General features: G+C 71.5%; 19 protein-coding genes and 1 pseudogene. 7 read left to right on the top strand and 13 right to left on the bottom strand.

Translation table 11 applies throughout. The annotated features are described in order from the left end of the window. Positions 1 to 88 precede the first annotated feature (88 nt). Positions 89 to 1,648 (bottom strand): DUF4192 domain-containing protein, encoded by a 1,560-nt coding sequence (locus tag KUM03_RS08105; protein ID WP_217246339.1) that lies wholly within the window; start codon positions 1,646 to 1,648, stop codon positions 89 to 91. Between the two features lie 141 nt (positions 1,649 to 1,789). Here KUM03_RS08105 and KUM03_RS08100 point away from each other — a divergent pair, with 141 nt between their 5' ends. Both KUM03_RS08100 and KUM03_RS08095 read left to right on the top strand, forming a co-directional pair. After that, on the top strand, positions 1,790 to 3,955 hold the full coding sequence (locus tag KUM03_RS08100; RefSeq protein WP_217246338.1) for a RecQ family ATP-dependent DNA helicase: 2,166 nt from the start codon (positions 1,790 to 1,792) through the stop codon (positions 3,953 to 3,955). Positions 3,956 to 4,237: 282 nt separating this feature from the next. Then, positions 4,238 to 4,852, top strand: coding sequence for a hypothetical protein (locus KUM03_RS08095; RefSeq protein ID WP_217246337.1), 615 nt, complete (start codon positions 4,238 to 4,240; stop codon positions 4,850 to 4,852). A gap of 194 nt (positions 4,853 to 5,046) precedes the next feature. Here KUM03_RS08095 and KUM03_RS08090 read toward each other — a convergent pair whose 3' ends face one another. The 3 genes from KUM03_RS08090 to KUM03_RS08080 all read right to left on the bottom strand — a co-directional run bounded on the left by KUM03_RS08090 (position 5,047) and on the right by KUM03_RS08080 (position 7,154). Next, positions 5,047 to 5,679: a hypothetical protein gene (locus KUM03_RS08090; RefSeq protein ID WP_217246336.1), complete on the bottom strand. Its 633-nt coding sequence runs from the start codon at positions 5,677 to 5,679 to the stop codon at positions 5,047 to 5,049. Positions 5,680 to 5,747: 68 nt separating this feature from the next. Then, entirely contained in the window at positions 5,748 to 6,449 is a 702-nt protein-coding gene (locus tag KUM03_RS08085) for a ribonuclease HII (RefSeq protein ID WP_217246335.1), read from the bottom strand. Between the two features lie 81 nt (positions 6,450 to 6,530). Then, positions 6,531 to 7,154 carry a TetR/AcrR family transcriptional regulator gene (locus tag KUM03_RS08080; protein WP_217246334.1) on the bottom strand — a complete coding sequence of 208 codons (624 nt, stop codon included), beginning with the start codon at positions 7,152 to 7,154 and terminating at the stop codon, positions 6,531 to 6,533. A gap of 184 nt (positions 7,155 to 7,338) precedes the next feature. On the opposite strand from KUM03_RS08080, the gene KUM03_RS08075 reads away from it, so the two are divergent. Further along, positions 7,339 to 8,886 carry an MFS transporter gene (locus tag KUM03_RS08075; protein WP_217246364.1) on the top strand — a complete coding sequence of 516 codons (1,548 nt, stop codon included), beginning with the start codon at positions 7,339 to 7,341 and terminating at the stop codon, positions 8,884 to 8,886. Positions 8,887 to 9,182: 296 nt separating this feature from the next. Here KUM03_RS08075 and KUM03_RS08070 read toward each other — a convergent pair whose 3' ends face one another. The 3 genes from KUM03_RS08070 to KUM03_RS08060 form a co-directional block, all read right to left on the bottom strand. Beyond that, positions 9,183 to 10,088, bottom strand: coding sequence for an ADP-ribosylglycohydrolase family protein (locus KUM03_RS08070; protein WP_217246333.1), 906 nt, complete (start codon positions 10,086 to 10,088; stop codon positions 9,183 to 9,185). Positions 10,089 to 10,100: 12 nt separating this feature from the next. Further along, complete coding sequence (locus KUM03_RS08065) at positions 10,101 to 10,760, bottom strand: histidine phosphatase family protein (RefSeq protein ID WP_217246332.1); 660 nt, start codon at positions 10,758 to 10,760, stop codon at positions 10,101 to 10,103. Between the two features lie 127 nt (positions 10,761 to 10,887). After that, positions 10,888 to 11,493 carry a YdbC family protein gene (locus KUM03_RS08060; RefSeq protein ID WP_073731754.1) on the bottom strand — a complete coding sequence of 202 codons (606 nt, stop codon included), beginning with the start codon at positions 11,491 to 11,493 and terminating at the stop codon, positions 10,888 to 10,890. 157 nt (positions 11,494 to 11,650) lie between these two features. Here KUM03_RS08060 and KUM03_RS08055 point away from each other — a divergent pair, with 157 nt between their 5' ends. Beyond that, positions 11,651 to 12,184 carry a TerD family protein gene (locus KUM03_RS08055; protein WP_217246331.1) on the top strand — a complete coding sequence of 178 codons (534 nt, stop codon included), beginning with the start codon at positions 11,651 to 11,653 and terminating at the stop codon, positions 12,182 to 12,184. An 84-nt stretch (positions 12,185 to 12,268) separates the two neighbouring features. Here the strand turns inward: KUM03_RS08055 and KUM03_RS08050 are convergent, their stop codons facing one another. Together KUM03_RS08050 and nrdR are read right to left on the bottom strand one after the other, a co-directional pair. Further along, the gene (locus KUM03_RS08050; RefSeq protein ID WP_217246330.1) at positions 12,269 to 15,172 is read right to left on the bottom strand and encodes a vitamin B12-dependent ribonucleotide reductase; all 2,904 of its coding nucleotides are present in this window, start codon (positions 15,170 to 15,172) and stop codon (positions 12,269 to 12,271) included. Positions 15,173 to 15,338: 166 nt separating this feature from the next. Beyond that, complete coding sequence (nrdR, locus tag KUM03_RS08045) at positions 15,339 to 15,893, bottom strand: transcriptional regulator NrdR (RefSeq protein ID WP_217246329.1); 555 nt, start codon at positions 15,891 to 15,893, stop codon at positions 15,339 to 15,341. Positions 15,894 to 16,496: 603 nt separating this feature from the next. Between nrdR and lexA the strand changes: the two genes are divergently transcribed. After that, on the top strand, positions 16,497 to 17,276 hold the full coding sequence (gene lexA / locus KUM03_RS08040) for a transcriptional repressor LexA (RefSeq protein ID WP_073731750.1): 780 nt from the start codon (positions 16,497 to 16,499) through the stop codon (positions 17,274 to 17,276). 127 nt (positions 17,277 to 17,403) lie between these two features. On the opposite strand, the gene KUM03_RS08035 is transcribed toward lexA, so the two are convergent. The 4 genes from KUM03_RS08035 to KUM03_RS08020 all read right to left on the bottom strand — a co-directional run bounded on the left by KUM03_RS08035 (position 17,404) and on the right by KUM03_RS08020 (position 23,440). Then, a complete protein-coding gene (locus KUM03_RS08035) occupies positions 17,404 to 19,386 on the bottom strand; it encodes an ATP-dependent DNA helicase (protein WP_217246328.1) in 1,983 nt (660 codons plus the stop codon). Positions 19,387 to 19,520: 134 nt separating this feature from the next. Beyond that, positions 19,521 to 20,231 (bottom strand): GNAT family N-acetyltransferase, encoded by a 711-nt coding sequence (locus tag KUM03_RS08030; protein ID WP_217246327.1) that lies wholly within the window; start codon positions 20,229 to 20,231, stop codon positions 19,521 to 19,523. Between the two features lie 53 nt (positions 20,232 to 20,284). After that, positions 20,285 to 22,222 (bottom strand): IucA/IucC family siderophore biosynthesis protein, encoded by a 1,938-nt coding sequence (locus KUM03_RS08025; protein WP_217246326.1) that lies wholly within the window; start codon positions 22,220 to 22,222, stop codon positions 20,285 to 20,287. Between the two features lie 42 nt (positions 22,223 to 22,264). After that, the gene (locus KUM03_RS08020; protein WP_217246325.1) at positions 22,265 to 23,440 is read right to left on the bottom strand and encodes an aminotransferase class III-fold pyridoxal phosphate-dependent enzyme; all 1,176 of its coding nucleotides are present in this window, start codon (positions 23,438 to 23,440) and stop codon (positions 22,265 to 22,267) included. Between the two features lie 323 nt (positions 23,441 to 23,763). Between KUM03_RS08020 and KUM03_RS08015 the strand changes: the two genes are divergently transcribed. Then, entirely contained in the window at positions 23,764 to 24,993 is a 1,230-nt protein-coding gene (locus KUM03_RS08015; RefSeq protein ID WP_217246324.1) for a serine protease, read from the top strand. Positions 24,994 to 25,067: 74 nt separating this feature from the next. Continuing rightward, a pseudogene (locus KUM03_RS08010) lies at positions 25,068 to 26,282 on the top strand (serine protease). Positions 26,283 to 26,358 lie beyond the last annotated feature (76 nt).

Below are 26,358 nucleotides of genomic sequence, written 5' to 3'. Positions count from 1 at the left end.
CAGCGCTGCGGGGCTGCCTACCGGCGTCCGGCGCGCCCCGGCGACCACCGTCGGCCTGGTGACGATCCCACCCCCCCCCCGTGCGCGTTCACAGCCGCTCGCCGCCCCCTTCGGCCCCGTGGTCTCCCGTGCGCGCGCCTCCCGCGCAGGTGCCCGTCCGACCCGCGCCCTTCTCCTCCGCGGCTCGCGAACGCGCACGGCCCGTCCGCGCGGGACCCGGGCGCTCCCCCGACGCCGCAGTGCGAGGCCGCCTGAGCTTCACACCCGGCTCACGACCACGCGCCGCCCTCGGCCGACGGGGGACTCCGTCGGCCGTCACGCCGGAGCGCGTGCGACGCCGACGGCCGAGAGGTGCCCGCGGTGCCGGGAAGGGGTCGGCCGGCTCGCGTTCCGCTGCCCCGTCGGCTTGCTTCTCGCCGTCCGGCACGCCGCCCCTCGGAGCCTCCCGGCCCCCGCGCTCCGCACGCAGACAGCGACGGACCGACTCCGGGTCGAGCCCCTCGTTGCACGCCTGGTGCAGGAGCCGGGCGAAGAGGTAGTCGGGGTCCGCGCCGAGTGCCATGGCCAGGGCCTCACGGGCCTCCAGTTCGTCGCCCGTGGACCAGGCGACCCATCCGGCGAGGGTGAGCGGTGCGGCCGCGTGTTCACCGTACGATCCGACGCAGCGACGGGCCAGGGCCCGCCAGAGGCGCAGCGCGGGTGCCGCCTCGTCCCCCTCCATCCACTCCGCGGCGCGGTCACGGGTCGCACGGTCCTGGAGGCCGAGGATCATCGTCGCCGCCTCGTCGTGTCCGAGCAGTAGATCGTCGCGCAGGTCTTCGGCGGCCATTCCGGACACGGGCCGGGCCTCAGCAAGGCGTCGCATCACCCGCTGTGCCAGGTGCAGCGTCTCCTCCGCCACCTCCGAGCGCCCGGCGTCGTCGAGGATCCGCGTCACCAGCGGCACGGCCGCCGCGTCCAGGGCGGCCTCCTGCTCGAGGGCCACCTCGCTCTCACGTGGCAGGAGCCTGGCGCGCAGTTCGCCGAGCGTGCCGCGCACCTGGATTCCGGCGTACGTGGCCGCTGCGGCCAGCACGGACGTGCCTGGCAGCCCCATGGGCGTGCCTTCGGCCGGGCAGCAGGCCCGGTCGTCGCAGACGTACGACCAGAAGCGCCCCGCCGAGACGCAGAGCGCCTCGACCACCGGAACGTCGAGGGCGCCGCACTCGACGCGCAGTTGCTGAGCCAGCGGCCGCAGTCGTTCCATCACGTCCCGGCCGGTCTCGCCCGGCGCTGGTTCCTGGCAGAGGTAGGCCACCATCTGCTCGGGGCGAACCCCTCGGCGTTCACTGCCGGTCACCAGGCCGTGGGCCAGCTGTCCGGCCGCGCCGGCCCAGTCGTCCGGGTTCGCGGGAACGCCGAGCCGGGCCCGGCCACCGAAACGACCGCGTCCGTCCCGGTCGCGCAGGGCGACCAGGACGATGCTGTCCTCGGGGCGGTATCCGAGCAGGTACGGCAGGGCGTCGGCCAGTTCGGCAGGGGTGCGGAGGGTGACCTGCGGCTCGTCGCGGGGCTGGTCGTCCGGGAAGCGGGCCGTCCGGCCGGAGTGCTCGAATCCCTCGATGTCACCGTTGTCGGAGGGTCCGGTCGTTTCGCTGTGGTTCGTCATGGCCCGACGATCTCGCGAATCATGAAGTTCCGCTTTGCCCTGTGGATAACTCTGATCAGGGACGCGTCACCGGACACTCGGCGACCGCGCCCCTTCCTCCCGCACGTCCGGCTGTCAGTCCCGTCCTGTTGTATGGAACGTATGGAGCACACGAGCAACGCGGATCTCCGGACAGCCGCCGACGCGGTCCTCGCCCGCCTCGTCGGGGACGCGTCCGGCGGCGCCCGGCTGCGGGACGACCAGTGGCGGGCGATCGAGGCGCTGGTCGCCGAAGGGCGCCGGGCCCTGGTCGTCCAGCGCACGGGGTGGGGCAAGTCCGCCGTCTACTTCGTGGCGACCGCCCTGCTGCGCGAGCGCGGCGCCGGCCCCACCGTGATCGTCTCCCCGCTGCTCGCACTGATGCGCAACCAGGTCGAGGCGGCGGCGCGGGCCGGCATCCGCGCCCGGACGATCAACTCCTCCAACACCGAGGACTGGGAAGCGATCCAGGACGAGATCGCCACCGGTGAGGTCGACGTGCTGCTGGTGAGTCCCGAGCGGCTCAACAACCCGGACTTCCGTGACCAGGTGCTGCCCAAGCTCTCCGCCGCGACCGGGCTGCTCGTGGTGGACGAGGCCCACTGCATCTCCGACTGGGGCCACGACTTCCGTCCGGACTACCGGCGACTGCGCACGATGCTCACCGACCTCCCGCCCGGCGTACCGGTCCTGGCCACCACTGCCACGGCCAACGCCCGGGTGACCGCCGACGTGGCGGAGCAGCTCGGCACCGGAGGCACCTCGGACGCGCTGGTGCTGCGCGGTCCGCTGGACCGGGAGAGCCTCAGCCTCGGCGTGCTGCGGCTGTCCGACGCCGCGCACCGGATGGCATGGCTCGCCGACCACCTCGACCGGCTCCCGGGCTCCGGGATCATCTACACCCTCACCGTGGCCGCCGCCGAGGAGGTCACCGCCTTTCTCCGGCACCGCGGCCACACCGTGGCCTCCTACACCGGCAAGACGGAGAACGCGGACCGGCAGCAGGCCGAGGACGATCTGCTCGCCAACCGGGTCAAGGCACTGGTCGCCACGTCGGCGCTGGGCATGGGCTTCGACAAGCCCGACCTGGGGTTCGTGGTGCACCTGGGCTCGCCCTCCTCGCCCATCGCGTACTACCAGCAGGTCGGCCGTGCCGGGCGCGGCGTGGAGCACGCCGAGGTGCTCCTCCTGCCGGGCAAGGAGGACGAGGCGATCTGGGAGTACTTCGCCTCGCTGGCCTTCCCGTCGGAGGAGCTGGTGCGCCGCACCCTCGACATCCTCGCGGGGGCCGAGCGGCCGCTCTCCCTGCCCGCCCTGGAGCCGTTGGTGGAGCTGCGGCGCTCTCGTCTGGAGACCATGCTCAAGGTCCTCGACGTGGACGGCGCGGTCAAGCGGGTCAAGGGGGGCTGGATCGCGACCGGGCAGTCGTGGTCGTACGACTCCGAGCGGTACGACTGGGTGGCGCGGCAGCGGAAGGCCGAGCAGCAGGCGATGCGCGACTACGCCTCGACGAGCGAGTGCCGGATGGAGTTCCTGCAACGCCAGTTGGACGACGAGGGGGCCAAGCCCTGCGGCCACTGCGACAACTGCGCGGGCCCGCGCTTCACCACGGACACCTCCACCGACAGCCTCGACGCCGCGCGGGTCGATCTGGGCCGGGCGGGCGTGGAGGTGGAGCCGCGCCGCATGTGGCCGACCGGTCTGCCGGCGATCGGGGTGGACCTGAAGGGGCGCATTCCGGCCGGTGAACAGGCCTCCACAGGCCGGGCCCTGGGCCGGCTGTCCGACATCGGCTGGGGCAACCGGCTGCGACCGATGCTCTCCGCGCAGGCTCCGGACGGCCCGGTGCCGGACGATGTGGCCCAGGCCGTCGTGACGGTACTGGCCGACTGGGCCAAGGGGCCGGGCGGCTGGGCTCCGGGCGCCGCCGAGGGACGGCCCCGCCCGGCGGGGGTGGTGACGATCGCCTCGCGGACCCGGCCTCAGCTGATCCACTCGCTGGGGACGCGCATCGCCCAGGTCGGGAGGCTGCCGTTGCTCGGTTCGGTCGAGTACACGGGCGAGGCGCCCGCGGCGTCCCGCAGCAACAGCGCGCAGCGGCTCAAGGCACTCGACGGCGCGCTGACGGTGCCGCCGGCGCTCGCCGCCACCCTGGACGGTCTTGACGGCCCGGTTCTGCTCGTGGACGACTGTACTGAGACCGGCTGGACCCTCGCGGTGGCGGCCCGGCTGCTGCGCCGCGCGGGCGCGCAGGAAGTGTTGCCACTGGTCCTGGCCGTGCAGGGGTGACACCCGGCCGTGCGCGCGCTTCGCGGGGCCGGGGCCTCGCGCGGCTGCCGGTGGTGCGTCCCGTGCGTCACCCGGCCGCGCTCTGGGTAGGGATATAGGACGCGCATCATCCGATAACGGTCGTCGGTCCCAATTGCTCGTTGCCGCATCCCAGTTCGACAGGAAGAATTGAAGTCCGCTCCCCGCACGGCTCGTCCGTGATCCGGCAGGGCTTCACTGCGGTGCGCGCTCCCCCGAATCCGACCCCGCCCGCAGTGTGGGCGTGTAGCCGAAGGGAGGAACGTGACCTTCGGATTCGCTCCGTCCTCGGCGGCATCCTTGTCGTCGTCCGCCGCAACCGCCACTCGTATGCTCGAACCTGCGGAGTGGGCCGCCGCCGGAATCCCACTGCTGCGCAATCCGCGAGAGGTCGTCAGCGGACTCCATTCGCGACACCGTCCGGGGCCCGCGACCGCGATCGTGGCCGTGCTCGATCCCGACGAACGACTGCGTGCCAGCGCCTCGTTCACCAGCCGCCGGGCCGCGGCCGACGGCTGGATGTTCCGCAACGCACTGCTCGCCCAGCTGCGTCGCGTCATCCCGCACGATCTGCGGCGCCGCACTCCGGTGCGCACCGCCGTGCTGCTCTACTGCCGTGATGGCGACGCGCGTTGGACGGAGGAGGACGGTGCGTGGATGTGGGGGTTGCGGGACGCGTGCACGCTGCATGGGCTGCGCTGCGGCGCGTACATCACGCTGACCCGGGACGGCTGGCAGGTCTTGGGCGAGGGCCGCGGCGGCCGTCGGCCAAACGCGTCCTCGGCACCGGAGCCGTTCGCCACGTCTCAGGCACCGCTCCCGCCACCGCGTACCGGCGGCGTCGCCTCGGACGTACTGCGTCGTGCGGCGGCCCGCTGAGCCCCACGGGCACGGTGCACCGGAGCACCGCGCCACGAAGTCCCGTGCGGCGTCAGGTCCGTGGGAGAACCCGACAACGGCCCCACGATGCGAGGAGCACCGCGGCCACGGGGGCATGACGAGCCCCGCACTGTGCGGGGCCGGCGGAACGGCCCCGCATCACAACGGTGTCCGCCGCCCCCGGTCGAGCGGGCTCAGACCCCTGCGCCCAGCACCGAGTTGATGCGCTGCGGATCACCGCAGACGATCAGCAGGGCGCCGGCCCGGGCGTGCGCCGCGGACAGGGCGGTGACGGCGGAGTCCTCGGGACCTCCGTTGAGCGCCACCACGACCACCGGCCTCGACGTGGCACGGCTCGCGACGGCGGCGTCCGTGTAGAAGACGTCGTCGCCCGCGTCATGCTGCGCCCAGTAGGCCGCGTCGCCGAAGGAGAGTTCGTGGGCGGCCCACGGGTGCGGATCGCCAGTGGTGATCACCAGCACGTCACCGGGAGTGCGGCCCGAGTCCAGCAGCAGGTCCACGGCCTCCTCGGCCGCGTCGAGCGCGCCCTCGGGAGAAGCCGGGACCAGCTGGATCTGCACACTGGCCGGGGCGGCGGCCGGAGCAGCCGGGCCCGACGGGCCGGGCTTGGCGGCGGACGAGTCACGCGACGAGCGTTGCGCCGGCGGCGCCGGCCGCGCGGGACCGGGACGGCCGGGGCGCGGCGGAGCCGCGGGGCGGGGGCCGGGTACGGGGCGAGGGGTCGGCGCGGTGCGGCCGCTGGCCGGAGTGGCGCGGGGACCCTGGGCCTTCTCGTGAATCTGAGGCTCCTCGGGAATGAGAGGCATGGGCTGATATTTATCAAACGTTGGTGCGGCTCGCGTCGGCGGGTGGCACGTGCCTGCGAGCGGAGCGGTCAGAAATCGAATCCGAGCTGGCCCTCGATTTCCGGAACGCTTCCGTCCACCCAACTGCGGACCTTCTTGAGGTGCCGCCACTGGGGCAGCGCATCAAGATACGCCCACGACAACCGGTGGTGCGGAGTGGGCCCCCGCTCCTCCAGTGCGGCCTTGTGCACGGGAGACGGGTATCCGGCGTTGTCCGCGAAAGCGAAGTCTGCATGGTCGACACCCAGTTCGGCCATCATTTTGTCGCGCTGGACCTTGGCGAGCACCGAGGCCGCCGCGACAGCCACGCAGGACTGGTCACCCTTGATCACCGTACGGACCTGCCAGGGCACCCCGAGGTAGTCGTGCTTGCCGTCGAGGATGACGGCGTCGGGGCGGATCGGCAGGCCTTCCAGAGCGCGCACCGCCGCCAGTCGAAGCGCCGCGGTCATCCCCATGGCGTCGATCTCCTCCGGCGAGGCGTGCCCCAGGGCGTGAGACGTCACCCAGGTCCGCAGTTCCTCGGCGAGTTCGGTGCGTCGCTTGATGGTGAGCAGCTTGGAGTCGGTGAGCCCCACCGGGGGCCGTCGCAAGCCGGTGACCGCGGCGCAGACCGTGACCGGCCCGGCCCACGCGCCGCGCCCCACCTCGTCGACACCGGCAATGATCTTCGCTCCGGTCGTGGCGCGGAGTGAGCGCTCGACGGTGTGAGTAGGCGGTTCGTAGGGCATGACGCCCTTAGCCTACGCCGCCCCGAACCGCCGGCGACACCCCGGTTCCCCAAACTCACGGGGGCCCGTGCCGCCCGGGGATCAGGCTCCTTCGGGCCGCAGCAGCGGCACCATCATCCGGTCGATCATTTCCTCGATCTCCTGGTCCGTCCATTCGCTTCCACAAATCTTGGAGCGGTACATCATCATCGCCGGGATGGCGTCGAAGACATATGCGTTCGCCGCGTCACGTCGCACTTCACCCCGCTCTATTCCACGGGTGATGACCTCGCGGAGCATCGCGAGGGTCGGCTCGATCACTCCCTTGAAGATCACCGCATGGAAGCGCTCGGCCTGCACGCTGTCGCATTCGTGAATGACTGACCGCAAGGCGAATCCCGGGCGCGAGAACATCGCGTCGCGCGCTCTGCGGCACAGCGCCAGCAGGTCGTCGCGCACACTCCCCAGGTCTGGCACGTCGTCGAAGCGCGGCAGCCCGGACCTCAGTGCGTCCGCGACGAGGTCCTCCTTGGACGGCCAGCGGCGGTAGACGGCCGCCTTGCCGGTCTGCGCGCCGGCTGCCACGCCCTCCATCGTCAGACCGTTCCAGCCGACCGTTCCGAGCTGCTCCAGCGCGGCGTCGAGGATCGCGCGTTCCAGGACGGCGCCACGCCGGCGGGAGGGAGGCGTCTGGGCGGAGGCGGCCGCCCAGTGCGAAGCAACCATGTCGTAGGTCTCCAATGAGCGGGGACAACGGGTTTTCGGGGACGTGAGGCGCACCGGGCGGCCACAGCGGGGGACGGACCGCACGACACCTCAAAAAGTGAACGCTTGCGTTCTCTGTCCGGGAGTCACTAACGTTGAAGCAACAGTGAACGCGAGCGTTCACTAATTCGTTCGTGGGGGACACATAGTGACAACCTCTCTGATACCGGACCACAAGCCGGGAGCTGCCCGCCGGGAGGGGCGTCCCGGCATCGCGCTCACGGTCATCGCGGCCTGCCAACTCATGGTGGTACTCGACGCGACGATTGTGAACATCGCCCTCCCGCACATTCAAGAAGCGCTGAGCTTCAGCACCACCGACCTCACTTGGGTCGTCAGCGCCTACACGCTCACCTTCGGCGGTCTGCTGCTGCTCGGCGGCCGGGCCGGTGACATCCTCGGCCGGCGCCGGGTCTTCATGACCGGCATCCTGCTGTTCACCTTCGCCTCGCTGCTCGGTGGCTTCGCCCAGGAACCCTGGCAGCTGCTGGCGGCTCGCGTCCTGCAGGGCGTGGGAGGCGCGATCGCGTCGCCCACGTCGCTGGCCCTCATCACCACCACCTTCCCCGAAGGACCGGAACGCAACCGGGCCTTCGGTGTCTTCGCGGCCGTGTCGGCGGGCGGTGGCGCCATCGGTCTGCTGGCGGGCGGCATGCTCACCGAGTGGCTCGACTGGCGCTGGGTGCTCTTCGTCAACGTACCCATCGGCGTACTGATCGCCGTGCTCACCCCGCTGTACATCAACGAGTCCGAACGGCACTCCGGCCGCTTCGACATAGCCGGGGCGGTGACCTCGACGGCGGGTATGGCGTCCCTCGTCTACGGCTTCATCCGCGCCGCGGACGAGGGCTGGCGGGACAACCTGACCATCGGCTCCTTCGCGGCCGCCGTGGTCCTGTTGCTGGCCTTCGTGTTCATCGAGCGGCGGGCCAAGGAGCCGATCACCCCGCTGAGGATGTTCGCCGACCGCAACCGCTCCGGCACGTACGTGATCATGCTGAGCCTGGCCGCGGCGATGTTCGGCATGTTCTTCTACATCGTGCTGTTCGTGCAGAACGTGCTGGGCTACACCCCCATCGAAGCCGGCCTGGCCTTCCTGCCGGTCACGGTGGTGATCGCATTGGGTGCGGGCCTGTCCCAGCGGTTCCTGCCGGTCTTCGGCCCCAAGCCGTTCATGATCGCGGGCTCGACGCTCGCCGCGATCGGGCTCGGCTGGCAGGCCCTGATCAGCTCCGACAGCTCGTACGTCGGCGGCGTCCTCGGGCCGATGCTGATCTTCGGGTTCGGCATGGGGCTGAACTTCGTGACGCTGACACTGACCGCCGTCTCCGGGGTCGCCCAGCACGAGGCTGGCGCCGCGTCCGGCCTGCTCAACACGATGCAGCAGGTGGGCGGATCGATCGGCCTCGCCATCCTGACGACGGTCTTCGGCACGGCCAGCAAGAACGAGGCGGAGAAGCAGGTGCCGGACTTCCTCTCCGACGGCTCGGCGGAGCAGAAGGCGGAGTTCGCCCGGACACAGCAGCTGCCGGCACCTTGGGGGCACGACGTGCTGGCGCAGGGTATCTCGGCGGCCTTCATCCCGGCCGCGGCCATGGCCGTCCTCGCCCTGGCCACGGCGTGGCTGGTGATCCGGGTGCGCAAGAGCGACCTGGAGGCCCTGTCCGGCTCGGCCGGTCCGGGGATCGGCTGACGCCGCCGTACCGGCGGCCGGGCGGATTCCATCGGCGGGCGGCACGCCCGCCCGCCGATGGAATCCGACCGACCGGTACCCGCCCGGTCCGGGCCCACGCCCCCTCGCCCGCGTGCTCGACCGCGTGAGAAGCACCAAGAGCGGCAGCGCGACGAGCGGCAGCCACAGAGCTTCCATGTCCCCGCTCCCCCCTTCTCACGGCACCCCGGCCTCGTACGAAGCTGCCTGCCTCGCACGGCGGATGTCATGACAACGGGCAGCGGTCACGCAGAGTTCCCGGCATGTACGGAGCGTGGCTATGCGGTCGTGGCCATCCATCCGGGCAGCGCCTCGACCCGCTCCGCCCAGTCCGCCGGCGGCGCACCCGCCTCACCCGCGGCGACCACGCCGCCCACGATGGCGCACGTGGTGTCCACGTCCCCGCCGACCTGGGCGGTCGTCCAGAAGGCGCGCTCGTACTCCCCGAGGGCCCGCGCGGCCGACCAGAGGGCGAAGGGAACGGTGTCATGGGCGGTGGTACGCCTGCCGCAGCCCAGTACGGCCGCGACCGTCGCGGCGTCGCCGTAGTCGAGCATGTCCCGGGCGCGTCGCAGCCCGGCACCGACCGCGCTCTTCGGCACCAGCGCGATCACGCCGTCCAGGAGCGCGTGTGCGGTGGGAGGCCCGCCGGGGTCCGCGGCCAGTGCGGCGGCAGCGGCGACCGCCATGGCGCCGACCACCGCCTCACGGTGCTGGTGCGTGGGGTAGGCGGAGATCTCCGCCTGGTGGGTGGCCTGTTCCGGGTCGTCCGCGTACCAGGCACCCAGCGGGGCGATGCGCATCGCCGCACCGTTGCCCCAGGATCCCTGGCCGTTGAAGAGCGCGGCGGCGAGCTCGCGCCAGTCGCCGCCCTCGCGGACCAGGCGCAGCAGCCGGTTGACCGCGGGGCCGTAGCCGCGGTCGAAGTCGTGGTGGTGGGCGAAGGAGAGGGCCAGCGCGTCCTGGTCGATGCGGTGGTGGGTGGCCAGGACGGAGACCACGGAACAGGCCATTTCCGTGTCGTCCGTCCACTGCCAGGTGCCGGGCGGCAACGCACGGTCCTTGAGCAGCGGGTAGTTCGCGGGCACGAAGAACTGTGAGCCCAGCGCGTCCCCCACCGACAGTCCGCGCAGGCTGGAGAGGGCGCGGTCCAGGCGCCCGTCGGGAGTTGAATGAGCGGTCATCGCCTCGCCACTCTATCCGGTGATCCCGTACGGTTCCGGATCTCGCCAGCGTTCGAAGGGCCGGTCAAGGCTGTACTTGCCGTCCTCACCGAGAACGAGCATCCGCATCTCGCCGTTCCCGGGGTTCGACAGCGACTCGAACTCCGCGACCGTCCAGTGGAACCACCGCATGCAGAACAGCCTCATGGCCAGACCGTGGGTGACCAGGAGCACGTTCGGCGGATGGTCGGGGTCCTCGAAACTGCGGAACAGGCTCTCCAGGAAGCCACCGACCCGGTCGTACACGTCGGCACCGGACTCGCCCTGGGCGAAGCGGTAGAAGAAGTGGCCGTAGGCGTCCCGGTAGGCCTTCTGCAGGCGCACGTCGTCGCGGTCCTGCCAGTTGCCCCAGTCCTGCTCACGCAGCCGGGGCTCCTCCCGGATCCGTATCAGCCCCGGGTCCAGGTGGAAGGCGTGCAGCGTCTGGTGCGTGCGGCGGTACGGGGAGACGTACACGCTGACCCGCTCGCGGCCGAACACCTCGCGCAGCGCCTTCCCGGTCTCCTCCGCCTGCGCCCGCCCCTGCTCGGTGAGGGCGAGGGCGTGATCGGGTTCGCGCTCGTACACGGTGTCGTCGATGTTGCCGGTCGACTCGCCGTGCCGGACCAGAACGATGCGCCGTGGTCGTGCCATGCCTTGAACCCTAGATCGAGACGAGCGGAACCAAGCACTCGAAGGGGCGCCGTACGGCGTACGTCACACACTTCTCACACCGGCCGTCAAGGCTCGCACACCGACGCCGGGGGTGCCGGCCGGGTCCTCAGACGGTCCAGGAGGGTTCCAGTTGCACGATGTCCCCGGTCAGCGCCGCGATGTCGGCCTCCGTCTGGGCGCGCAGGGCGAGCCGCTCCACCCGCTCGGTGCGGTACTTGCCGTGCTCGGCGGCCGACCGCCACATGGACAGCACCAGGTACTCGTTCCCCGGCGCCTCGCCGAACAGCCCGCGGATCATGCCGGGCGAGCCGGCCATCGCCGGGTTCCAGACCTTCTCCTGCATGAGGACGTAGTGCTCGGCCCGCTCCTCGTGCACGCGGCAGAGCGCCACCCGCAGCAGGTCGGCGTCCGTGAAGCGGGGTTCGAATCCGGTTTTCACGTCGAAGCGGTAGTCGAAGAGCCTGACCTGCGCGTCCTTGAAGGTGCCCGCCTGGGCCGAGGCGAGCCGGTCGTGGGAGCGGGCCATGAAGGAGTCGTAGAAGGCACGGCTCTCCCAGAAGGCGAAGACGTGCGCCACGTCCGGTCGCCCCCGGCTCCAGCCGCCCCCCTGCCCCCGAAAACCCGGCTCCCCCGGAAGCCCCGCCCACTTTCGCTGCCCCCGCTCGAACCCCCGGCGGTCCACCACGGTGCAGCGAATCCACTTGACCAGCACCGCGCCATCGTAAGGCCAGGAACGTGGCACCGGTCACTGTCCGGCGGACCGCTTGCCCGCACCGGCGTCGCTGTGCGTGGCAGGATGGACAACCGGCCGTCACCGCTCGGCAGTTGAGGTGGCCGGGCAGGGGCGGGGGACCTGGAAGGGGAAGTCTGTGAACGGCCTCAGCAAAGGCATGGGCAAGGTCGAGGTCGCGCTGCGGTGGGATCCGAACCCGGCGGGGCAGCCACCCGCCGATCTGGACATCGTCGCCGGGACCTACTTGGCCAGGGACCCGTACGGTGCTCCCGCCTATGTGGTGCACCACGACAGCCGCTCCCCCGACGGCACCATCTATCTCAACCGGGACAGCCAGGACGGCAAGGGCTTCGGCTTCGACGAGGTCATGACCCTTGAGCTGGAACGGCTCGACGCGCGGTACGCGCGCGTGGTGGTCGGGGTCGCGATCCAGCAGCGCACCGAGGACCAGACCTTCGGTGACGTGACCAACCCGGGCCTGCGCATCCGGGAGGGCTACACCGACCTGGCCACGGACGACTTCGGCGGGGTCCTGGGCGCGAGGGCGGCGACGGTCGCGGAGTTCGTGAGGGACGAGACGGGGGCGTGGGAGTTCCGGGCCGGCGTCCATGGTTTCGAGGGTGACCCCGCGGTCTTCGCCGCCACCATGGGCGCGGTGCGCCGGTCCTGACGACGCGCGTGCATGAGTAAGGGGCGTCCACCCTGGTGGACGCCCCTTACTCATTGAGCCCTACAGGTCATTGAGCCCTACAGGTCAGCTGCAGCCACTCGTCGAGCCGCAGCCCTCGCAGATGTAGCAGGAACCGGCGCGCTGCATCTTCGTGCCGCAGGAGAAGCACAGCGGGGCGTCGGCCTGGATGCCCAGCTGCATCTCCACCAGCTCGGCGCTGGTGTGCGCCTGCTGCGGAGCGGGCTTGGCCGCCTCGACCTCGGCCTTCGGCGTGACGACGGCCTTCAGCTCCTGGGCGCGCGGCGCCGACTGGGCCAGGCCCTCGACGTCGAGCTCGTCGTCGGACGGCTCGTACGAACCGGTCTCCAGGTGGCGCTGGCGCTCCTCGGCGGAGTGGATGCCGAGCGCGGAACGCGTCTCGAAGGGCAGGAAGTCCAGCGCCAGGCGGCGGAAGATGTAGTCGACGATCGACTGCGCCATCCGCACGTCCGGGTCGTCCGTCATGCCGGCCGGCTCGAAGCGCATGTTGGTGAACTTCGAGACGTACGTCTCCAGCGGCACGCCGTACTGGAGGCCGACGGAGACCGCGATGGAGAAGGCGTCCATCATGCCCGCGAGGGTCGAGCCCTGCTTGGACATCTTCAGGAAGACCTCGCCGAGACCGTCGTCCGGGTAGGAGTTGGCCGTCATGTAGCCCTCGGCGCCGCCGACGGTGAAGGACGTGGTGATGCCGGGACGTCCCTTCGGGAGGCGCTTGCGGACCGGGCGGTACTCGACGACCTTCTCGACCGTCTCGCGGATGGCCGCCTCGGTCTTCTCGGTGATCTCCGCCTTCTCCGTGTCCTTGACCGACTTGCTCTTGGCGGAGAGGGGCTGGCCGACCTTGCAGTTGTCGCGGTAGATGGCGAGCGCCTTGACGCCCATCTTCCACGCCTCGAAGTAGACCTCCTCGACGTCCTCGACGGTCGCCGACTCCGGCAGGTTGACCGTCTTGGACAGGGCGCCGGAGATCCACGGCTGGATCGCGGCCATCATGCGGACGTGGCCCATCGCGGAGATGGAGCGCTCGCCCATCGCGCAGTCGAACACCTCGTAGTGCTCGTGCGCGAGACCGGGGGCGTCGACCACGTTGCCGTTCTCGGCGATGTGGGCGACGATCGCCTCGATCTGCTCCTCCTGGTAGCCCAGGCGGCGCAGGGCCTGCGGGACGGTGCCGTTGACGATCTGCATCGAGCCGCCGCCGACCAGCTTCTTGAACTTGACCAGGGCGAGGTCGGGCTCGAGGCCGGTGGTGTCGCAGGACATCGCGAGACCGATGGTGCCGGTCGGGGCGATGACGGACGCCTGGGAGTTGCGGAAGCCGTTCTTCTCGCCGAGGCGGAGCACGTCCTGCCAAGCCTCGGTGGCGGCGGCCCAGACCGGCGTGTCCAGGTCGTCCATGCGGACGGCCTTGGCGTTCTCGTCGGAGTGCTGCTTCATGACCCTGAGGTGCGGCTTGGCGTTGCGGGCGTAGCCGTCGTACGGGCCGACGATCGCGGCGAGCTCGGCGGAACGCCGGTACGACGTGCCGGTCATCAGGGAGGTGATGGCGCCGGCCAGGGCGCGGCCGCCGTCGGAGTCGTAGGCGTGGCCGGTCGCCATCAGCAGGGCGCCGAGGTTGGCGTAGCCGATGCCGAGCTGGCGGAAGGCGCGGGTGTTCTCGCCGATCTTCTGGGTCGGGAAGTCCGCGAAGCAGATGGAGATGTCCATCGCGGTGATGACGAGCTCGACGACCTTGGAGAAGCGCTCGGCGTCGAAGGACTGGTTGCCCTTGCCGTCGTCCTTCAGGAACTTCATCAGGTTCAGCGAGGCGAGGTTGCAGGACGTGTTGTCCAGGTGCATGTACTCGCTGCACGGGTTCGAGCCGTTGATACGGCCGGACTCCGGGCAGGTGTGCCAGGCGTTGATGGTGTCGTCGTACTGGATGCCCGGGTCGGCACACGCCCACGCGGCCTCGGCCATCTTGCGGAAGAGCGCCTTGGCGTCGACCTCCTCGATGACCTCGCCGGTCATGCGGGACGTCAGGCCGAACTTGCCGCCGTCCTGCACGGCCTTCATGAACGTGTCGTTCACGCGGACCGAGTTGTTGGCGTTCTGGTACTGGACGGACGTGATGTCGTCGCCGCCCAGGTCCATGTCGAAGCCCGCGTCGCGCAGGGCGCGGATCTTCTCCTCTTCCTTGACCTTGGTCTGGATGAAGTCCTCGATGTCGGGGTGGTCGACGTCGAGGATGACCATCTTGGCGGCGCGGCGGGTGGCGCCGCCGGACTTGATGGTGCCGGCGGAGGCGTCCGCGCCGCGCATGAAGGAGACCGGGCCGGAGGCGTTGCCGCCGGAGGAGAGCAGCTCCTTGGAGGAGCGGATGCGGGACAGGTTCAGGCCGGCGCCCGAGCCGCCCTTGAAGATCATGCCCTCTTCCTTGTACCAGTCGAGGATCGACTCCATGGAGTCGTCGACGGACAGGATGAAGCAGGCGGAGACCTGCTGCGGCTGGAGCGTGCCGACGTTGAACCAGACCGGGCTGTTGAAGCTGAAGATCTGGTGCAGGAGGGCGTAGGCCAGCTCGTGCTCGAAGATCTCGGCGTCGGCGGGCGAGGCGAAGTACTTGTGGTCCTCACCGGCCTTCCGGTACGTCTTCACGATGCGGTCGATGAGCTGCTTGAGGCTCACCTCGCGCTGCGGGGTGCCGACGGCGCCCCGGAAGTACTTGCTGGTGACGATGTTGACCGCGTTCACCGACCAGAATTCGGGGAACTCGACACCACGCTGCTCGAAGTTGACCGAGCCGTCGCGCCAGTTGGTCATGACGACGTCACGACGCTCCCAGGTCACCTCGTCGTAGGGGTGGACGCCGGGAGTGGTGTGGACGCGCTCGACGCGGAGTCCCTTGCCCGCCTTGGTGCCCTTGGCGCGGGAACTCCGTGCCGGACCGCTCGCCGTCTCTGTCATGCCGCCTCCCTGTACGGGCGAAAACGCCCTGAAGTGCCCCGATTGTTCCCGTGGCACGGTGTTCTGTCTGATGTCGCGGGCATCTCTCGCTCCGCCCGCGACAGGTCTTCTCATTCGCCGTCGACCGGCCGGGCCCGGGCGCCGAAGTCCGGGTCCGGCCCGCCGGTCAGTCGGCGGCGCCTGCGGGCTCGGGGACCTGTGCCGCCCCCGTGGACCCGCGGTCGTTCTCCTGGCTCCCCGCACCGGCGTCGCCGTCGCCGTCCGTGCCGGGACGCCCCGTCGTCTCCCTGAGCTCCGCGATCGCTGCCTCGAAGTCGTCGAGCGAGTCGAACGCCCGGTAGACGGAGGCGAATCGCAGATAGGCGACCAGATCGAGTTCCTGCAGCGGGCCGAGGATGGCCAGCCCCACGTCGTGGGTGGTCAGCTCGGCGCTTCCGGTGGCCCGCACCGCCTCCTCGACCCGCTGGCCGAGCTGTGCGAGCGCGTCCTCGGTGACGGGCCGGCCCTGACAGGCCTTGCGCACGCCGTTGATCACCTTGGTGCGGCTGAACGGTTCGGTGACCCCGGACCGCTTCACCACCATGAGCGAGCACGTCTCCACGGTCGTGAAACGACGGGAGCAGTCGGGACACTGGCGGCGCCTGCGGATCGACGTGCCGTCGTCGGTGGTGCGGCTGTCGACGACACGACTGTCGGGGTGCCTGCAGAAGGGGCAGTGCATGAACTCCGAACCCTCCTCACAGCAGACCCAATAGCCACAAAGGGCCCTTCAGGCCCCTCGAAGCAGCCCCAAGCATAGGCGATCGCGGCGGGCCCGAAGACCCGGGGGACCACAACTTGTGGGCTGCTCCCGCAATCCAACCACTAGATGTGGGGATTGGCTCATACATACACGCCCTGCACGCGTGTCGCGCCGGTCCGTACCGGACTCGTACGGCCGCGACGGCCCAGCGGTCACTCGCACGCACCTGTGCACGCACGCCCACACGCGCAGATGCACACGCACGGCCGTATCCAGCGAGGGCATGCGGAGATACCGTGGCCGCCGCGGGGAGGGGGCGTGGGGCTACCGCACAGATGGAGGGACCCGCGCCGTCGAACGGGATGCCGGATGGCAGACTGGAGCGACATCCCCGAGGTTGTCGCCACGGCGGTGAAGAGTACAGCAATGAGCGCTTTTGTCCGTCGGGCACCGCGGTAGCCATACACCCAGACATGCGATTCAGGCGAGCGATTCGCGTTTTTTCACTCGAACGTGTGTTTGGCGCAACCTTTCGAAAGCTACTACCGTTGGGCAGCAGGGAGACCATCGAGAGGGGCCGACGTGACCACCACCGCCGACAGTGCCGCCATCACTGCCCAGGACCGCCCCCAGGGCCGACCTGAGCCGATGCACGCGATGAGCGACGCCGCGAGTCCAGAGGGGCACAAGCGCTCCCTGCCGGGCCGACCTCCGGGCATCCGGGCGGACAGCTCGGGACTGACCGACCGCCAGCGCCGGGTGATCGAAGTCATCCGCGACTCCGTGCAGCGGCGCGGCTACCCGCCGTCGATGCGGGAGATCGGTCAGGCCGTCGGTCTTTCCAGCACGTCCTCCGTCGCGCACCAGCTGATGGCACTCGAGCGCAAGGGTTTCCTGCGCCGCGACCCGCACCGCCCGCGCGCCTACGAGGTACGCGGCTCCGACCAGGCCGCCTCGGTGCAGCCCACGGACACCGCCGGCAAGCCCGCCGCGTCGTACGTCCCGCTCGTCGGGCGCATCGCGGCCGGAGGCCCGATCCTCGCCGAGGAGTCCGTCGAGGACGTCTTCCCCCTGCCCCGGCAGCTGGTCGGTGACGGCGAGCTGTTCGTCCTGAAGGTCGTCGGCGACTCGATGATCGAGGCCGCCATCTGTGACGGCGACTGGGTCACGGTCCGCCGCCAGCCGGTCGCCGAGAACGGCGACATCGTGGCCGCGATGCTCGACGGCGAAGCCACCGTCAAGCGCTTCAAGCGGGAGGACGGCCACGTGTGGCTGCTCCCGCACAACGCGGCGTACGAGCCGATCCCGGGTGACGACGCGACCATCCTCGGCAAGGTGGTGGCCGTACTGCGCCGCGTCTGAGCGCCACGGCGGGCGGGTACGCGGCGACAGCCGACTGGCCCGCCACCCCGACCGGGCCCCGGAACCTCTGCGCCGGTTCCGGGGCCCCGCGCTGTCCGGCAACCGCACAGCGCCGCGGCACGGTTGCTCAGTCGCCCTCCGACTCCGTCCGCCGGGCCGCCGCGTCGATCGCGGCGAGCGACTTGCGGACCTGATTGCGGTCCGTGGTGAACCAGAAGTCGGGCAGAGAGGCCTTCAGATAGCTCCCGTACCGCGCCGTGGCCAGGCGCTGGTCCAGTACGGCGACCACACCGCGGTCGCCCGACGCCCGTACGAGACGCCCCGCGCCCTGGGCCATGAGCAGGGCGGCGTGCGTGGCGGCGACCGCCATGAAGCCGTTGCCGCCGGCCTCCTCCACCGCCTTCTGGCGGGCGCTCATCAAGGGGTCGTCCGGTCGCGGGAACGGGATCTTGTCCATCACGACCAGCTGACAGCTCGGCCCGGGGACGTCCACACCCTGCCAGAGGGACAGCGTGCCGAAGAGGCAGGTCTCCGGGTCGGCGGCGAAGTTCTTGATCAGCTCGCCGAGCGTCTCCTCGCCCTGAAGCAGGATCGGGTACTCCGGGATGCGGGAGCGCAGCTCCTCGGCGGCCAGCTGGGCCGCACGCATCGAGGAGAACAGCCCCAGCGTGCGTCCGCCGGCCGCCTGGATCAGCTCGGTGAGCTCGTCGAGCATGTCACCGCGGTCGCCGTCCCGGGCGGGGCGGGCCAGGTGCTTGGCGACGTACAGGATGCCCTGCTTGGGGTAGTCGAAGGGCGAGCCGACGTCGACCCCCTTCCACTGGGGCACGTCCTCGCCCTCGGTGCCCTCGGGGGCGAGGCCCAGGGAGGCTCCGACGCCGTTGAAGTCGCCACCCAGCTTCAGGGTGGCGGAGGTGAGGATCACCGAGCGGTCCGCGAAGAGCTTCTCCCGCAGCAGGCCCGCGACGGACATGGGAGCGACGCGTAGGGAAGCTCCGAATCGGTCGTGCCGCTCGTACCACACGACGTCCCACTCGGAGCCGTTGGTGATGCGCTCCGCCACGTCGTGCACGGACTCCACGGAGGCGAGCGCCTGCTTGCGCACGGCGTCCTCGTCCTGCACGGACTTGTCCCGGGTCGTGCCGATCGCGGAGATGACCGTACGGCAGGCGTCACGCAGCGCCATCAGCGCGTACCCCAGGTCCTCCGGGATCTCCTCCAGACGGCCCGGCAGCGCCAGCTCCATCAGCCGCTCGAAGCCCTCGGCGGCGGTCTGGAGCTGGTCGGCGGCCTTCTCGTTGACCAGCTTCGCGGCCCGGCGCACCGCCCGGTTGACCTGGCCTGGGGTCAGCTCTCCGGTGGCGACCCCGGTGACCCGGGAGACCAGTTCGTGCGCCTCGTCGACGATCAGCACCTCGTGCTGCGGCAGGACCGGGGCGCCCTCGATGGCGTCGATGGCGAGGAGGGCGTGGTTGGTGACGACGACCTCGGACAGCTTGGCGCGCTCCCGGGCCATCTCGGCGAAGCACTCCGCGCCGTACGCGCACTTCGAGGCGCCCAGGCACTCCCGGGACGAGACCGAGACCTGCGACCAGGCCCGGTCGGAGACGCCGGGCGTCAGGTCGTCGCGGTCGCCGGTCTCGGTCTCGTCCGCCCAGTCGCGCATCCGCAGCAGGTCCTGGCCCAGCCTGCTGGTGGGTGCGGCGGCCTCGAACTGGTCGAAGAGGCCCTCCTCCTCGTCCTGCGGCACTCCCTCGTGGAGCCGGTGCAGGCACAGGTAGTTCGACCGGCCCTTGAGCATCGCGAACTCCGGGCGGCGGCGCAGCTGCGGGTGGAGCGCGTCGACCGTGCGGGGCAGGTCGCGCTCGACCAGCTGGCGCTGGAGGGCCAGGGTCGCCGTGGCCACGACGACCCGCTCCCCCTGGGCCAGCGCGGGCACCAGGTACCCGAGCGACTTGCCGGTGCCGGTGCCGGCCTGGACCAGCAGATGGGAGCCGCCGTCGATGGCTTCCTCGACGGCTTCGGCCATGGCCACCTGGCCGGGACGCTCCGTGCCGCCGACGGCGGTGACGGCGGCGTGCAGGAGTTCGGGGAGAGAGGGCTTCGTCATAGCGCGACCACCCTACGGCCCGGGACTGACAAACGGGCGCGGAAGGCGGCTGCGAGGGGCGGGTGGGGCTGTGGGGACGGCGGCGGCACGAGTGGCTCCTGGGCGGGGTGGTCGGCGAGCGGGCGGCGCGGACGTCACGGCACCTCGCGCGGGGACCGGTCGCGGATCATGAGGGCGGCCCGCTTGGCCGGCAGGTCGATCTCGCCGGACAACCGGAACCCGGCGCCGAGGAACGCGGCGACGGACGGACGGTTGCGGACGTCGGGTTCGGCGAGCACACGCGTGCAGGCGGGCCGCCTGCCGAGGACGAGCTCGGCGACGGCACTGATCAAGGTCGTCCCGATGCCCCGGCCGCGGTCGGCGGCGTCGCCGATCAGCAGGTGGAGGCCGGTGTCGTGCGGTCGTACGGGACAGTACCGGGCCAGCGGGTCGAGGTCGGCGCGGTACAGCTCCCAGTAGCTCATCGGCACCCCTTCCAGCAGGCCGAGGCACGGGACGCTGCGGCCGTCACCGGCCAGCTGGGACCGTACGTGGTCCTCGGTCACGGTCTGCGGTCCGGTCAGCTCCCAGAACTCGGCGACGGCGGGGTCGTTCATCCAGCGGTCGATGAGCGGCAGGTCCCGCTCGGCGTGGACGGGCACCAGGTGGAACTCGCCCGCCGTGGTGGCGACCGGGCCCCAGTCGGTGACGCGGTCGAGCAGGTCGCCGCCGGTCCGCCGGGGCGGCGGCGTCTCGTCGGGCGCGCCCTCTGTCCCGTCCTTCCCGTCCCTTCCGAAGAGGGCGATGAACTCCGCGGGCAGGTGCAGGTCCATGGTGTCGTCGGCGCTCGCGTCGGTGGAAGTCACGGGGTCGCTCTTTCGGGGGACGGGGACGAGGAAGGGGAGACGCAACGGCTCGCTCAGGCGTGCAGCGGGTTGGCGATGGTGACGTAGACGGACTGGGTGTCCACCGGCCCGACCAGTTCGTCGAGGCCCTGCAGACGGGTCAGCAGGTTGGCCTTGCAGCGGAGTACGGGCGAGTCGAGGAGCAGCGCCGGCAGCGGGCTGTCCAGCCGACCGGGACCGGAGGCGACGTCTTCGAGGAAGAGGCGGAAGGCCGCGAGCAGCAGCCGTTCGTCGGCGAGTCGCTGGGAGCCGAAGGCGCCGATGAGACCGAACACGTTGTTGATGGCGAGGTAGTACGCGAAGCGCTCGTCGGTGACCCGGTCGGTGACGAACGTGTCGCTGTGCTCACCGATGCCGGGCAACCGGGCGTCGAGTTCCGCGCGCCGCGACTCACGGAAGTAGTAGCCCTGGTTGTCGCGGTAGCGGCCGCCGGCGGGCCAGCCGTCGGCGTCCAGCAGGAGCAGCGTGTTCTGCTGGTGCGCCTCCAGGGCGATCCCGGCGTGGGCGTCCAGCCACAGGACGGGCCGCACGACGTGGTGGAGGTACCGCAGGAACCACTCGGCGGCGACCGCTTCGCGGGGACGGCCGGTCCGCCCGGACAGCCGGGTGACGACCTCGGCCAGTCGGGAGCGCGGGACGCGGGCGGTGGGCCGGTCGCGGCCGTCCGGCCGCGGCGCGACGAGAGCCGCCACGCAGGAGACGTCGTCCGAGGGCCGGAACGGGTTGTGCCGGACGACGACGTCGAGCCCTGGGACGGGCCTGCCGTCCGGTCCGTCGACGGCGAGCCAGGCCGGGTCCCGGACGACGTCGAAGTACGGGTGGGCGGCCCGCCACTGACCGGACAGGCCCCTGCGCAGCAGACGGTGCACCTCCACGCCGCGATGGAGTTCCTTGCGGAGGTTCTCCCGGCGTGAGTTGGTGATGTGCAGGGCCAGGGAGAGCTTGAGCATGGCGGGGGCGCCGGTGCGGTGGACGGTCCGCAGGGATGAGGTGGGGTGCCAGGGGACGCCCTGGACACCGAGGTCCCTGAGCAGCCCGGCGTCCAGCAGTGCCTCGGTCTCCGGCCTGTGCCGTACGGCGCGGAACTGCCAGGGGTGCAGGGGCAGGACCGCGTGTCCGTCCGGCGCCGCCGCCCCGTCTCCGAGGAGGCGCGCGGCGAGCCGGGGCGCGCTGACCGGGCGGCCCCGCTCGGTCCACGCGGAGTCGGTGGCGAGGACGGAGGGGGCGACGGCCAGCCAGTGCAGGGGGAAGGCGCCGTGCAGTTCGGGTGAGTACAGCCGCGCTTCCGCCTCGGTGAGGCCCTCCCGGCTCTTCGGGGTGGGGTGCAGCGGATGTCCGAGGACGAGTGCCTGTTCGGCGGCGAGGAAGAGGTCCGGCTCGGTGGAGGTGCCGGCGGTGTCGCGGGCGCCGGGGGCGTGCGCCGGGCCCTTCGGCCGTTCGCTGAGGATCGCGGCGGTGCGGCGGACGGAGTCCGCGACGCGGGCCACGAGGTCGGTTCCGTCGGCCTCCCGACCGTCGGCCGTCTCCCGTGCGAGCAGCGCGGCGACGGTGACGGCGTCGGCGGGTGGGGCCGAGGCGGGCGCGTCGGCCAGACGCGGGGCGCCGAAGCGGTGCCATCCCGTCGGCGACCAGTAGAGGACGGGAACGGCCAGGGCGGTACCGCTCGACGGCAGCGGTACGGCGAGGTTGCCGTCGTCGGGGGCACGGGCGTCGGTCTCGCGCGCCCAGCAGCGCAGCAGGTTCTCCACGGCCGCGGCCTGCGCGTCGGCGTACGGTTCCGGCCCGCCCGACGCGTCGACGGGGGTCGCGGGCGCGGGAACGACGCCGGAAGCCGGCCCGGGGGCGGGCACGGGGCCGGAGGGCGACGCGTGGGCGGCGCGGGCGGCAGCGGCGGTGATGGACGGGGCGGCGTCCGTGGTGGCCGCCGGTTCCGGTGTGGGGGTGGTGTGCAACGCGGTTCCTCGTGACGTGCTGGGGGCCTGGGCTGCGGGTCGCTACAGCCGGCGCGCGGCGCGCACCCCGTGCGGTGGGGCGTGACCGCTCGGGCCCCGCTCCACCGCCTGGACCGCGTCGGCGAGGCGGTCCAGCACCGCCGACATCTGCTCCTCGGTGACGATCAGCGGCGGCAGCAGTCGTACGACGTTCCCGGACGGGCCCGCGAGGTCCACGATCAGTCCTCGGCGCAGGCACTCCCGCTGGACGGCGGCGGCGGTACCGAGGCGAGTGCCGCGCGGGGCCGCGTCGGCCGTACCGTCCGGTGCCGTCAGCTCGATGCCGATCATCAGACCGAGCCCCCGCACGTCGCCGACGCACGGGAAGTCCTCCGCCAGGCCGCGCAGCCGGCCCAGCGTCCGGCCGCCCAGGGCCGCGGCGTGTTCGGCGAGACGGTGCTCGCGGACGTGGGCGAGGGTGGCTGCGCCCGCGGCCATGGCGAGCTGATTGCCGCGGAAGGCGCTCCCCTCCCCGGTGTGCAGGTCTTCGCGGTACACCACGGCGGCGAGGGGCAGTCCGCCGCCGATCGCCTTGGAGAGGACCAGGATGTCGGGGACGACACCGCTGTGTTCGACCGCCCAGAAGGCCCCGGTTCGCCCGACACCGGTCTCGGTCTCGTCGACGATCAGCGGAACGGACCGTTCGGCCGTGCCGCGGCGCAGGCGGCGCAGCACGGCGTCCGGCGTGGGGAGCACGCCGTCCCGGCTCCGGACCGGTTCCAGGAGCATTCCGGCGGGCAGCGCTTCTTCCGGCCTCGGGTCGGTGAGACCGGCCCCGGCCCCGTGGTCCGCGTCCGTGGGGCGGATCACCCGGGTTCGGCCGGTGGCGGCACGGACCAGTCCGGCGGCGGTGGCGACCGGGTTCTTCCCGGCCGGATCGCAGAACCGCACGCGCGCGCGGTCGGCGAGTCCGGGCGGCAACGTACGCATCAGTTCGGTGACGAAGGCCTCCTCGACGGGAGTGGTGAGGCCGGCGACCTGCAAGGGGGCGCCGGTGTCGAGGACTTCGCGGATCGCCCGCAGGGCGACCGGGTGGTTGTGCCCCAGCGGCAGCGCCCCCGCCCCGGACACGCAGTCGAGGTAACGGCGGCCGTCGGCGCCCTCGATGGTGAGCCCCCGGGCCCGGACCGGTACGACCGGAAGGACGCTCGCCACGGTGCCGGCCGCGGCGTCGCGCACCGGCCCGCGTCTCGGAGCACACTCCCGCGCGGTTTCCCTGCGTACTGCGCTCTTCGCCACGGCTGCGACCTCCCGCTGTCCCCGCGCGTCCGGCTCGCCGGCCGCTCTCGGCACGGGGGCCGCACCCGGACAGCGGGCCCCCCACCGCTACAACCGCGGACGGTCGGCCGGGTTACGGGTGGCCGTCCGGATCCTCGCGGCAACGGCGTGCCAGGTCAGGCCGCTTGTATCCGAACCGTTGCCGTACCGTCGGAACTCCCCCACAGCGACCGCATAGTGTGTGGCCCGTTCTTATGCAGTTCACACCAGGGGGAGTCACCACCATGCGATCCATACGGCCGTCGTTCACCACGCGCGGACACGAGCGCGGGCGGCGCAGGACCTCCTCCGCACCGGTCGCCGTCGCGCTCGTCTCGGCGCTCGCGCTCACCGCCACCGCGTGCGAGTCCGGCGACCCCGAGGCGGGCGGCGACGCCTCGGCCTCCGCGTCCGCCGCGGACGCGGGCAACGGCGAGATCCGGATCCCGGACCACATCAAGGACAAGCTCAAGGAACACGGCATCGACGTCGACAAGTGGCGGGACGGCGCCTGGAAGGACTGGAACAAGGACGACTGGCTGCGCGAGGCGCAGGACTTCGTCAACCCGATCATCGAGGACCTGTGGGACCCGGACCGGATGCGGGACGCCGAGGAGCCGGACCAGGAGGTCGACGAGAACGACCTCACAGGTGACCAGGGCGTCACCGACCCGGAGCCGGCGCCCGTCCAGGCGGCGGCCGTGCCGCCCAAGTACCACGACAGCGCCGCCACGGCCGGCAAGCTGCTCTTCGACTCGCCCAAGGGCTCGATGGTGTGCTCGGCCACCGTCGTCAAGGACCCGGCCAACCCCGGCAAGTCAAACCTGGTGTGGACCGCGGGCCACTGCGTGCACGCCGGCAAGAACGGCGGCTGGTACCGCAACATCGCCTTCGTGCCGTCGTACAACGACACGGGCATGTCGACCGAGGAACTGCAGAACGCCACCAAGGAGGACGTCGCTCCCTACGGTGTCTGGTGGGGCGACTGGGCGCAGACCTCGGACCAGTGGATCGAGCAGGGCGGAGCGACCGGTGGCGACGGCGCCTCGTACGACTTCGCCGTCATCCACGTGACGCCGGAGAAGGGCAGCGACGGCAGGTCGCTGGAGGAGACGGTCGGCGCGGCGCTGCCGGTCGACTTCGACGCGCCCGCCGTGCCGGAGACCGAGAGCATCAAGGCGATCGGCTACCCGGCCGCCCCGCCGTACGACGGTCAGAAGCTGTTCCAGTGCGAGGACAAGCCCGGACGGCTGTCGATCAGCGCCTCGGACCCGACGATGTACCGCATCGGCTGCACCATGACCGGCGGTTCGTCCGGCGGCGGCTGGGTGGCGGCCGGTTCCGACGGCGAGCCGGCGCTGGTGTCCAACACCTCGATCGGCCCGGTGACGGCGGGCTGGCTGGCCGGTCCGCGGCTGGGCGAGGAGGCCAAGGGCGTTTTCGACGCGGTGAGCGGCAAGTTCGCCGGTCAGTGAGCGCGGGCTGAGCGCAGCGCTCGACGACATCTGTACGTTCCACATCCACACGTTCCAACGGGGGTCGATCCACCATGCGTTCCGTACCCATGCCCGCCGCGCCACGCCGGCGGCGCACCGTCCTCGCCGCCACCGGCCTGGTCGCCGCCCTGGCGCTGACCGCCACCGCGTGCGGCGGTTCGGAGAAGGACGAGGCCGACGCGAAGCCCAGCGGCGACACTTCCCAGGCGGCAGACGCCGGCGACACCGGTGGCGGCGGGGTCCAGCTCCCGGGCGACCTCGCGGACCGGCTCAAGGAGCACGGCATCGACGTCGACAGGTGGAAGGACGGCGGCTGGAAGGACTGGGACAAGGACAAGTGGCTCAGTGAGGCCAAGGACTTCGTCAATCCGGTGATCGAGGGCCTGTGGAAGCCGGACCGGATGCAGTCCGCGAAGGAGGCCGACAAGACGGTCACCACCAAGGACACCGCCGCCGACCAGGGCGCCACCGATCCGGAGCCGGCACCCGTCGAGGCCGTGGCCGAGAAGACGCCGTACCACGACAACGCGGCACCGGTCGGCAAGGTCTTCTTCGACTCCCCCGAGGGGTCGATGGTCTGCTCCGGCACGGTCATCAAGGACGTGAACAACCCGGGCAAGTCCAACCTGGTGTGGACCGCGGGCCACTGCGTGCACGCCGGCGGCAGCGGCGGCTGGTACCGCAACATCGCGTTCGTGCCGTCGTACAACGACCTCGGCAAGTCCGAGGCGGAGCTGGCGGGTGCGACGACCACCGAGATGGCCCCGTACGGCACCTGGTGAGCCGACTGGGCCTCGACCTCCAACCAGTGGATCCAGGGCGGTGCGGAGGACGGCGGCGACGGCGCCGCGCACGACTACTCGGTGCTGCACGTGAAGCCGGAGCAGGGCAGCAAGTCCCTGGAGGAGACGGTCGGCGCGGCGCTGGAGGTGGACTTCTCCGCCCCCTCCGCGACCGAGGTCGGCAGCATGGGCGCCTGGGGCTACCCGGCGGCCCCGCCGTACAACGGCCTGAAGATGTTCAAGTGCGTCGACCGGCCCGGCCGGCTGTCACTGAGCCCGTCGCTGCCGACGATGTACCGCATCGGCTGCACCATGACCGGCGGTTCCTCCGGCGGCGGCTGGTTCCGGGTGGTGGACGGCGAGACGAAGCTGGTCTCGAACACGTCGATCGGGCCGCTCGACAACACCTGGCTGGCGGGCCCGCAGCTCGGCCCGGAGGCCGAGGCGATGTACCAGAACATGAGCCGGACGTACGGCGGACAGTGACCGTCGGCGGGCAGTGACCCGCGGCGGGCAGTGATCCGCGCATGACGAGGGCCCGTCCTCTGCCTGGCAGGGGACG

The sequence above is a fragment of the Streptomyces sp. AC602_WCS936 genome, assembly GCF_019049125.1.
In the GTDB taxonomy this organism is placed as follows: Bacteria; Actinomycetota; Actinomycetes; order Streptomycetales; family Streptomycetaceae; genus Streptomyces.
Note: the sequence above shows the minus strand (reverse complement) of the source record. Positions and strands in the feature narration are given on the sequence as shown.